Genomic DNA, 9,761 nt, shown 5'->3' on the forward strand with positions numbered 1-9,761 from the left:
CTGTTTTTACTAAGACATGGCAGCCATTAAAACAGCGTAAGATTAGAAAAAACTTAGACGAGGCTATTTTTTTCTTCTCTAAGCAAGTTTTTTACTCTTACCGCAAAAAAACCATTTCAAAACAAAACATTAAAAATGTTTACTTGAACGCCAAATCGACCACATCAACCATAAACTGTTGGCAAATGCCACTAAAAAACCAAGAAAACCAAACAACGGCAGACCAAACAGCATGGGGCCGGCATCCACTGTCATCACAATCGACGAGCCGATAATTAAACACCCAGTAACAATCCCCATGGTCAGACGATTCGCACTTTTATCTAACTGTTGGCCAAAGTGGTCGAGCCGTTTTAGGTCTAAATCAATGCGGAACTTACCGCGTCGAATTTCCTTGGCCAACTGCAACATATCATGCGGTACATCACCCAACACACTGGCCAGTTCGGCCAAACCTGCTTTACCTTTTCGCCATAATTCTTTTGGCTGATAACGTTCGGCCACCACTTTGCGAACAAAGGGCGTAAGGTGGTTGACCATTTGAAATGAAGGATCTAATTGTCTGACCAACCCTTCTAGGGTAATCAAAGCTTTGAATAACATGGCTAAATCAGCCGGTAATACAATCGCATGGTCACGCATCAACGCCATAATGTCGTGAATCAGTTGCGAGAGATTGAGGTCTTTGAGCTGAATTTGATCGTACTGAAATAAAAACTCGGCAATGTCTTCATTGAGACGGACCTCATCTACCTCACTGTCTTGTGTCCAATTAATCAACACGTCGAACACCGCACGCTCACTGCGCTGGGCAAAGGCAGCCAACAAATCGGCCAACTCTTCGCGGCGAGGCGGAGAAAGTCGGCCCACCATCCCAAAATCGACAAACACCACCCGATTATCCGGCAGAAAAAACACATTGCCGGGATGTGGGTCAGCATGAAAATAGCCATCAACCAAAATCATTTTGAGGATGGCATCAGCCGCACGTTTTGCTAATAACTTTCGGTCCAAACCGGCTAAATCCACACTGTCAAGGCGATTAGCGGGAATGCCATGAATAAAAGTTTGTACATTGAGATTTTGCTGTGTGTGTTGCCAAAATACCTGCGGCACCACGATGTGGGGCTCGTTAGCAAAATTTTTGGCAAACCGCTCCATATTGCGCGCTTCAACCGCCAAATTCAGTTCACGCCGCAAAGCACGCGCAAACTGTTTCACAATCAAACATGGCTGATAACGTCGGGCTTCGGGGAACTCTTGTTCAATCAATGCGGCCAAGTAACCCAAAATGCGGAGATCTGCTTCAATTTTTTCAACGATATTCGGGCGCCGTAGTTTAATTGCGACTTCGGTGCCATCATGTAGCCGAGCATAATGCACTTGTGCAATCGAGGCCGAGCCAATCGCTTGTGGATCAAAAAAACTAAACACACTTTCAGGATCACAGCCTAATGTGGCCTGTAACAGTTGTTGTACCGCTTGTTCGGGTAGGGCAGGGGCATTGCTTTGCAAACGCTCAAACTCGGTAATCCAATCGGCAGCAAACACATCCGCTCGCGTGGCAAGAATTTGGCCAAGCTTAATAAAAGTGGGGCCAAGGTCTTCCAAGGCACGGCGCAAACGCACAGGCGTATCTAAATAATCCGCCGCATTGGGCAATGGCATGTGCAGCCATTCACCGGCTTTTTCCATCGCTTTCGGTAAATTTAAGCGTTGGGCGAACTCTCCGAGGCCATGTCGGATTAAAATGGCACTGATTTCGCGCAATCTAGGCAGATCGCGCATGGCAATAAAGGTTTCTTTTAACATTGACATCGCATCACAGCGCGGCAGAATCTGCCTTAGGTTAACCAGCAACATGATGAGCGTCAGCTAAGGACATGAGAATATTAGCTTCTCTTTACATAAATGACGCCGTTCAATTACAGTCCAGTCTATGAGATTAGCTATCGGCTTACTAGCCTTCCTCTTTGCCGGTGTCGTCCAGTTGGCGCATGCAGCACCCAACGATGGCCATGACGACCCCGTGCCCCGCGCCAGCAGTGGCGAACCGCGTGCCACAGCAGAAGAAGCGGTGGTAGGTGATTTAATTCTGCAAGCCATGAGCTTGATGGGCATTGCCTATCGCTTTGGCGGCACCACCCCCACCAACGGCTTCGATTGCAGTGGCTTTATTCGTTATATTTTCCAACGCTCAATTGGGGTCAATCTGCCGCGTACCGCCGCCGAACAAGCCCAAATTGGCCGCAGTATCGACCGCAGTGAACTGAAACCGGGAGATATTGTATTTTTCAACACCCGTGGTTTTGCCAATTCCCATAACGGTTTGTATATCGGCAATGGTCGCTTTGTTCATGCACCGCGAACAGGAAAAAACATTGAGATTGCCAGCATGAGTGCGTCGTATTGGGCTGGGCGTTTTAATGGTGCTCGTCGCATCAACCGTGGCAATGCCTTTGCCGGCGATGTTCGTGATGAAGTGGTGGCAAAAAAACCGCGTGAACGGGACGCGATTGCGCAGTTTGCCGAGGAAAGCGGCAATACAGCCAGCGCCAGCAGCAGCGCACCTGTGTTAGCAGCCGCTGCAATTGGTGCCACTGGCCTCGGTGCTGCGGCTTTGTTATCTGAACGCAAAAAAGAACGCGAAACCGCGCGGCGTGAGTTGTATCGTCCGGTGGAAAACACACGTAAGAAAATTGAACTCGATGCCAAAGGCAAACCGAAAAAGCTAACAGCGAAAGAAAAAGCTGCCGAAGCCGCACGCGAAGCGAAGGAAAAGAAAAACAAAGGCAAAGAAAGCGTGACCGACCGCAAAAACCAGCGTAAACAAAATGCGCGTGAAGCACAAAACCGTAAAGGACAGGACAAGAACAGTAATAAAAAAGCCAGCAGCACAAGCAAAGTAAAAGAAAAAACCGATGCGCGCAAAGAACGTGTAAAAGCTGCTGCCAGCAAAAAAACCAGTCCAACCTCTGAGAAAAAAGCCACAAAACGATGACAGTTCCTTCTTTCCCGGTCTGGCTCGACCCACAAGGTCAGCCAGTGGCCTGTGTCGAAAAAATTAAAGTGATGCAGGAAAACTTAGTAGAACTACAACAAGTGGCACAAGATGCCTTTGAAGATGCGATCTTGATGGGTTGTGACCCAATCCAAGTTCGTGACTTTATGGCGGAGTTGATGCAACAACTCGAAAACCCTTATCACGAGCGATAACATCCACCATATGAATTTTGAGTCTTTCATCGCGTTGCGTTATGTACGAGCGCGGCGCAGCAATGGTTTTATTTCTTTTATTTCCTTGGTGTCGGTGATTGGGATTGCCTTGGGTGTGGCCGCGTTGATTGTGGTGCTGTCGGTGATGAATGGTTTTCAAAAAGAAATCCGCTCGCGCATTTTAGGCGTGGCATCGCATGTTGAAATTCAAGGCAGCAGCGGTGCCCTTGCCTATTGGCCACAGGTGGCCGACGCTGCCCGTACAGTCCCTCACGTGATTGGCGCGGCCCCCTTCGTCAATGCACAAGGTTTATTGTCGATGGCAGGTAATGTACGCGGGGCGATGATTCGCGGCATCGAACCGGCACTGGAAAATCAGGTGGTGGATGTTGGCCAGCACATGCTACGCGGCCAATTGACGGATTTACGCGGTGGTGAGTTTGGGGTGGTGATTGGGGTGGAGTTAGCACGCGCTTTAGGGGTTGGCGTTGGCGATAAAGTCACCCTGATTACCCCACAAGGCCAAGTCACGCCAGCAGGTATGCTGCCGCGTTTAAAGCAATTTACCGTACGCGGCATCTTCAAAGTCGATATGTATGAATATGATGCCTCCTTGGCCATGATTCATCTACAAGACGCCCAGCTCTTGTTCCGCTTAGGACAAGATGTGAGCGGTGTACGGTTAAAACTGACCGACTCACTCGATGCGCCGCAGGTGAAAAAGGCGCTGCTCGGGATGTTAAATGAACAGGCTTTTGTCACTGACTGGACCGAGCAAAACGCCAACTATTTCCGCGCCGTACAAATCGAAAAACGGATGATGTTTATTATTTTGACGCTGATTGTGGCAGTGGCAGCGTTTAATTTGGTCTCCACCTTGGTCATGGTCGTCACAGACAAGCGGGCAGATATTGCGATTTTGCGTACTTTAGGCGCATCGCCACGCTCAATCATGCAGATTTTTATGTTACAAGGGGCCGCCTCGGGGGTCATGGGCGTCTTAGCAGGGGTGGGTGGCGGTGTGGTACTGGCGCTTAATCTCGGCAGCATTGTCAGTACGGTAGAACACTGGGTCGGTGCAAAAATTCTCTCTTCGGAAGTGTATTTGATTGATACCTTACCCTCGGATGTGCAATGGCCGGATGTGCTCACGATTGCAGGCATTGCTCTGCTATTAGCCTTTTTAGCCACCCTCTATCCAAGCTGGCGTGCCGCTCGGACGCAACCAGCGGAGGCTTTGCGTTATGAATAACGTCACACCGTGGGTGATTGAGGCCAAAGGTATCAGTAAGACCTATCTAGAAGGGCCGAGCGCGGTCACTGTGTTGTCGAATGTCGATTTATCAGTTGCCGCAGGAGACAGCATCGCCATCATTGGTGCTTCGGGTTCTGGTAAAAGTACCCTGCTTCATCTTCTCGGGGGACTAGATCACAGCAGCAGCGGCAGTGTGCATATTATGGGGCAGGCGCTGGCCAACCTGTCAGAGGCGGCAAAAGGTCGCTTGAGAAATCAATATCTTGGCTTTATCTACCAGTTTCATCATTTGTTGCCCGAGTTTTCGGCACTGGAAAATGTGGCAATGCCGTTATTGATTCGGCGGCAAAGCCGTCCTGACGCACAGCAAGCTGCCAGCGAGATCTTAAGCAAAGTGGGGTTAGCGCATCGCCTACATCACAAGCCCAGTGAATTGTCCGGTGGTGAACGACAACGGGCCGCCATTGCTCGCGCCTTGGTAACTCGTCCAGCGTGTGTGTTAGCTGATGAACCCACCGGCAATTTGGATCGGGGCAATGCAGAGACAGTGTTTGCTGAAATGTTAGAACTGAATGCCGACTTGGGCACCAGCCTCATTATTGTCACCCACGACCCACAATTGGCTGCGCGTGCCCAACGCCGCCTGCAGCTGCAAGATGGGGTATTACACCCTGTCTAGGCCTTTCTTTCGCATCGACAGGGGACTTCATGCAAGATTTATTCGATCGTGTACCAGAATTTGACCGCTTTGTAGATATCGTTATCACACCAGCAGGACAAGTCCAACTCGCCATCATTGCCGTTGCCATCTACTGCGGCGTCTGGATTGCCAGAAAAGTGTTTCAACGCTTTTTCTCAAACCATCCCGAACGCTATGACCAACTGCTACCCTATGCGCTGTTTCGGATGGTATTGCCCTTGTCTGCTGCTGCATTCACGGGTCTTGCTTTCTTAATTGCTCGCTATGCGATTGACCAACCTCACAGCTTGTTAGTTGTTGCATCGATTACGCTGTTTTGGCTTGCGGTGATTCGGATTGTCGCGGCGTTGGTACGCAACGTCTTACCCACCGGTAAATTAGAACGCAGTACCGAACACTTTTTATCGTCCATCCTGTGGTTGTTCTATCTCAGTCATTTATTGGGTTTTAATGAGCTACTGATTGTTTGGATGGAGTCGATTTCATTCGCGGTAGGCAAAACCAAGCTGAATTTGCTGATGATTCTGTCGGGCATTTTCTGGGTAGCGGTGATTATGTTTGGGGCGATGTGGGTCAGCCGCACCTTAGATCGCCGAGTCATGACGCTCAACCACTTGGACATGAGTTTGCGGATTGTCATTTCGAAATTGGCACGTACGCTGTTAATGGTTGGGGCGGTGTTAATTGCTTTACCAATTGTGGGCATTGATCTGACCGTCTTGTCTGTATTTGGTGGCGCTTTAGGTGTCGGTTTGGGTTTTGGTCTGCAAAAAATCGCCAGTAACTATGTCTCGGGCTTTATCATTTTGCTCGACCGTTCGGTGCAAGTGGGAGATCGCGTCACCATTGGTGATCGAACAGGCAATATCACACAAATTACAGCACGTTATGTGGTAATTCGCTCTGCTGATGGCACCGAAGCACTGATCCCCAATGAAAATTTTATTGCCAATACTGTGATCAACCAATCGTATTCTGATAAGTCCATCTGGCAAAGCGCCTCTGTTGGTGTAGCCTATGGCACCGATTTAGAGTTGGCCTTAAAAATTTTGGTGGAGGCCGCTGAGTCGGTACCCCGTATTTTGAAAGATCCTGCCCCGACTGCTTTTGTTGTGGGATTTTTAGATAGCAGCATCAATCTGACCGTTGGTTATTGGATTGGCGACCCTGAAAATGGCTTAATGGGGCCAAAATCAGCGCTGAATCTGGCGATTTGGCGTGCCTTCGAACAACACGGAGTGCAGATTCCCTTCCCACAACATGAGGTCAGAATGCTATCTCCTGCTTCTCCTCCGCCCACTCACAGCGAACCGCATCCACTACCATGAGCCCTTTACTTGCTGTTGTTGATGATGACGAGGCAGTGCGTGAAGCACTGGTTTGGCTACTGGAATCGAATGGGCTAGCAGTACAACCCTTTGCCAGTGGCGAAGCCTTGTTACAAGACGATGCCTCACGGTTTGCCTGTTTGATTTTGGACATGCGGCTATCGGGCATGAGCGGGCTGATGCTGTTTGAGCGACTGTTACAGCGCCCCTATTGTCCACCGGCGATTTTTCTCACTGGCCATGCAGATGTCCCCTTAGCGGTATCCGCATTGAAAATGGGGGCGTTCGATTTTGTGGAAAAACCGTTTGATGATGTGTTGTTATTAACGCGGGTGCAACAAGCCATCAGCCAAGATCAACAAAACCGACAACAACAAAGTCAACAACAACGAATTATCAGTGCGCTTAACCAGCTGACCGATCGTGAACAAGAAGTAATGCGGTTGGTCTTAGCAGGAAAGCTCAATAAACAAATCGCGGACAGTTTGGACATCAGCATTAAAACTGTTGAGGTGCACCGTGCGCGAGTCATGGAAAAAATGGGCGTAAAATCGGCGGTCGAACTGGCTGGGCTTTTGGCTCAATACCGCCCTCATGCAGCTAAATCGGATTGATATTGTATGCCCTATAAACAACCGTATTCTGTCTTAGTGGTCGTTCACACCACAGATAAACAGGTCTTACTGATTGAACGAGCTGATTTTGCCAATGGCTGGCAATCGGTGACGGGTAGCCGAGAAGACAATGAAGATTGGCGTACCACGGCTATTCGTGAGTTGGCAGAGGAAACGGGGTTAAACCTCACACAGGGGGAGTTGGTCGATTGGGAAATAGAAAACCAATATGAGATTTATCCCCGCTGGCGAGCACGCTATGCCCCCGGTGTCACCCATAACACGGAACGGGTATTTGGATTTTGTGTTCCCGCCCCACTCGAAGTGCGTTTAGCCGAGCGAGAACATACCGCCAGTTGTTGGTTACCGTGGCAGCACGCGGCAGAAAAGGTATTTTCTCCAAGCAATGCCGCCGCGATCTGCCATTTAGGCACGAAAACAAGCTAGTTTTTAGCTGGCCAGCGCCTGTTGTTGTAATTGAATGATGTCATGAATACCGGCGCTGGCTAAATCTAATAATTCATTCATCTGTTGCCGAGAAAAGGGCAATCCCTCGGCGGTGCCTTGTACTTCCACCAGTCCCCCTGAGGCAGTCATCACCACATTCATATCAGTTTCACAGTTTGAGTCTTCGGGATAGTCTAAGTCTAACAGTGGTACACCTTCTACAATGCCCACCGAGACTGCCGCCACCGCCTCGCGCAAAGGTGTTTGTTTTAACAAGCCCTTGGCCAATAAGCCACTGATGGCATCGTGTAATGCAACATATGCACCAGAAATGCTGGCAGTGCGCGTACCGCCATCAGCCTGAATCACATCACAATCAATCACAATCTGTCGTTCACCTAAAGCGGATAAATCCACTACTGCGCGTAAGCTGCGACCAATTAAGCGCTGAATTTCTTGCGTACGTCCCGATTGTTTGCCAGCGCTGCTTTCACGCCGCATGCGGCTATGGGTTGAACGCGGCAACATCCCATATTCGGCCGTGACCCAGCCTTGCCCTTTCCCTTTTAAGAAACTCGGCACATTTTCTTCCACTGTCGCGGTGCATAACACCTTGGTTTGACCAAAACACACCAACACCGAGCCCTCTGCATGGCAGGTATAGTGACGAGTAAAAGAGATTGGCCGGAGTTGATTGGCTTGCCGCTGTGCAGTGCGCATAAAGTGTGTCTTTCTGATTAAATAGAAAATCTTATTCTAATGTATAGTGCAGGCGGCCGGAGGCAAAGCGCTCCGATCTCTGAATTTTTGGGACATCAATATGATACTTAGCATGACAGGCTTCGCCTCAGTTAGCTGTGATTTACCGCAGGGCACCTTAGCTCTCGACATCCGAGCCGTGAACCACCGTTATCTTGACGTGCAATTCCGGATGCCGGAGGAATTCCGCAGCTTAGAACCTAAACTACGGGAATTGATTGCCAATCATGTCAATCGTGGCAAGGTCGAATGTCGCATCAGTTTACAAACAAATCCAGCTCAACAAGGTGAGTTACAAATCAACCAAACCTTGTTATCTCAGTTGGTTGAGGCAGCAAAAATTGTGCAAACCCACAGTCCACAGGCACGCGGGTTTTCTGTTGGAGAGCTGTTACGTTGGCCGGGCGTATTAGAGAGCCAAGGGCAAGATAATGATTCACTGAGCCGTCAGTGTCTTGAGGCTTTACAACGGGCCTTGGAAGAGTTCACCGCCTCACGTGGACGAGAAGGGGAGAAACTTAAACAAGTGTTGATCGATCGTCTCGATCGCATTCATGGTTTGTTGGAAGAAATTAAACCGAAATTGCCAGCGATTTTGCAAGGATGGCAACAACGGCTGAACACGCGGTTAAAAGAAGCGTTAGATGGACAAGTGGAAGATGATCGCTTAAAGCAAGAATTTGCTCTGTTTGCACAAAAAATCGACATTGATGAAGAACTTGAACGCTTGCATACACATTTGACCGAAGTCCGTCGGGCATTGAATAAAGGCGGTTTAGTGGGTAAACGATTAGATTTCTTAATGCAAGAACTCAATCGTGAAGCCAATACCCTCGGCTCAAAATCGGTTTCAACAGAAACCACGCAAACTGCAGTTGAACTTAAAGTGTTGATTGAACAAATGAGAGAGCAAGTGCAGAATATCGAGTAGCACCTCACTGAATACCATATCATCACAACACTCTACCAAAGTCCCTTCAAAAGGGACTTTGTTGACTTAAAGAGTAACCCACTCAAACCCCACTACATTCCGCTGTTCGCGGCTAAACTCAATCCCGATTAAGTGAATCGGCTCACCTCGGCTGCGGTATTTCTCGGCATAGCCTCGGTCTTGTAGTTGTTGTAAGGCTTTGCCTTGTGGTGTGGCTTCAACAACTTTGAATTCAAACAAATAGACTTGTTGATGAAACAATACCGCCATATCAATACGGCCTTTGTTGGTGATGTCTTCAAGGCGGATGTCTAAGCCAAGGGCAGCGAAGTAGCTGTAGAACACGCTGGCGTAATAGCCTTCGTATTGAGCAATGGCGTTGTTGCGTTGCCAGTCATAGGGAATACTAGCGAATAGGGAATGCAGTAGGGTTTCCAACTTGGAAACATCCGCTTTGCTGAGCAACCGATATAACTGTCCGGTGTATTGATGTGGCAATGAAGAGTTGCCC

Annotated in this window: 11 protein-coding genes; 8 read left to right on the forward strand and 3 right to left on the reverse strand. The window is 48.9% G+C overall.

What is annotated here, in order from left to right; genetic code table 11:
• Positions 1 to 129: 129 nt before the first annotated feature.
• Complete coding sequence (locus ACTBZS_RS05620; RefSeq protein ID WP_022653919.1) at positions 130 to 1,812, reverse strand: ABC1 kinase family protein; 1,683 nt, start codon at positions 1,810 to 1,812, stop codon at positions 130 to 132.
• A gap of 127 nt (positions 1,813 to 1,939) precedes the next feature.
• On the opposite strand from ACTBZS_RS05620, the gene ACTBZS_RS05625 reads away from it, so the two are divergent.
• The 7 genes from ACTBZS_RS05625 to nudB are packed head-to-tail and all read left to right on the forward strand — an operon-like array spanning position 1,940 to position 7,560.
• A complete protein-coding gene (locus ACTBZS_RS05625) occupies positions 1,940 to 3,001 on the forward strand; it encodes a C40 family peptidase (RefSeq protein ID WP_463043532.1) in 1,062 nt (353 codons plus the stop codon).
• Complete coding sequence (locus tag ACTBZS_RS05630) at positions 2,998 to 3,216, forward strand: hypothetical protein (protein ID WP_460430718.1); 219 nt, start codon at positions 2,998 to 3,000, stop codon at positions 3,214 to 3,216. The genes ACTBZS_RS05625 and ACTBZS_RS05630 overlap by 4 nt, the downstream gene beginning before the upstream one ends.
• Before the next feature lie 10 nt (positions 3,217 to 3,226).
• Positions 3,227 to 4,468, forward strand: a complete 1,242-nt coding sequence (locus ACTBZS_RS05635; RefSeq protein WP_463043533.1) for a lipoprotein-releasing ABC transporter permease subunit — start codon at positions 3,227 to 3,229, stop codon at positions 4,466 to 4,468.
• Positions 4,461 to 5,150, forward strand: a complete 690-nt coding sequence (lolD, locus tag ACTBZS_RS05640; RefSeq protein ID WP_463043534.1) for a lipoprotein-releasing ABC transporter ATP-binding protein LolD — start codon at positions 4,461 to 4,463, stop codon at positions 5,148 to 5,150. Before ACTBZS_RS05635 ends, lolD begins: the two co-directional genes overlap by 8 nt.
• 29 nt (positions 5,151 to 5,179) lie before the next feature.
• Positions 5,180 to 6,499 (forward strand): mechanosensitive ion channel family protein, encoded by a 1,320-nt coding sequence (locus tag ACTBZS_RS05645; RefSeq protein ID WP_463043535.1) that lies wholly within the window; start codon positions 5,180 to 5,182, stop codon positions 6,497 to 6,499.
• Positions 6,496 to 7,113: a response regulator transcription factor gene (locus tag ACTBZS_RS05650; RefSeq protein WP_463043536.1), complete on the forward strand. Its 618-nt coding sequence runs from the start codon at positions 6,496 to 6,498 to the stop codon at positions 7,111 to 7,113. The genes ACTBZS_RS05645 and ACTBZS_RS05650 overlap by 4 nt, the downstream gene beginning before the upstream one ends.
• 6 nt (positions 7,114 to 7,119) lie before the next feature.
• Positions 7,120 to 7,560 (forward strand): dihydroneopterin triphosphate diphosphatase, encoded by a 441-nt coding sequence (nudB, locus tag ACTBZS_RS05655; protein WP_463043537.1) that lies wholly within the window; start codon positions 7,120 to 7,122, stop codon positions 7,558 to 7,560.
• Between the two features lie 3 nt (positions 7,561 to 7,563).
• Here the strand turns inward: nudB and rph are convergent, their stop codons facing one another.
• Positions 7,564 to 8,280: a ribonuclease PH gene (gene rph / locus ACTBZS_RS05660; RefSeq protein ID WP_460430724.1), complete on the reverse strand. Its 717-nt coding sequence runs from the start codon at positions 8,278 to 8,280 to the stop codon at positions 7,564 to 7,566.
• A gap of 112 nt (positions 8,281 to 8,392) precedes the next feature.
• Here rph and ACTBZS_RS05665 point away from each other — a divergent pair, with 112 nt between their 5' ends.
• Positions 8,393 to 9,250 (forward strand): YicC/YloC family endoribonuclease, encoded by an 858-nt coding sequence (locus tag ACTBZS_RS05665; protein WP_460430725.1) that lies wholly within the window; start codon positions 8,393 to 8,395, stop codon positions 9,248 to 9,250.
• A 66-nt stretch (positions 9,251 to 9,316) separates the two neighbouring features.
• Here ACTBZS_RS05665 and ACTBZS_RS05670 read toward each other — a convergent pair.
• Positions 9,317 to 9,761 (reverse strand): PD-(D/E)XK nuclease domain-containing protein (locus tag ACTBZS_RS05670; RefSeq protein WP_463043538.1); only part of this gene is annotated, 445 nt, incomplete at its 5' end.

The sequence above is a fragment of the Aquaspirillum sp. genome (assembly GCF_055136605.1).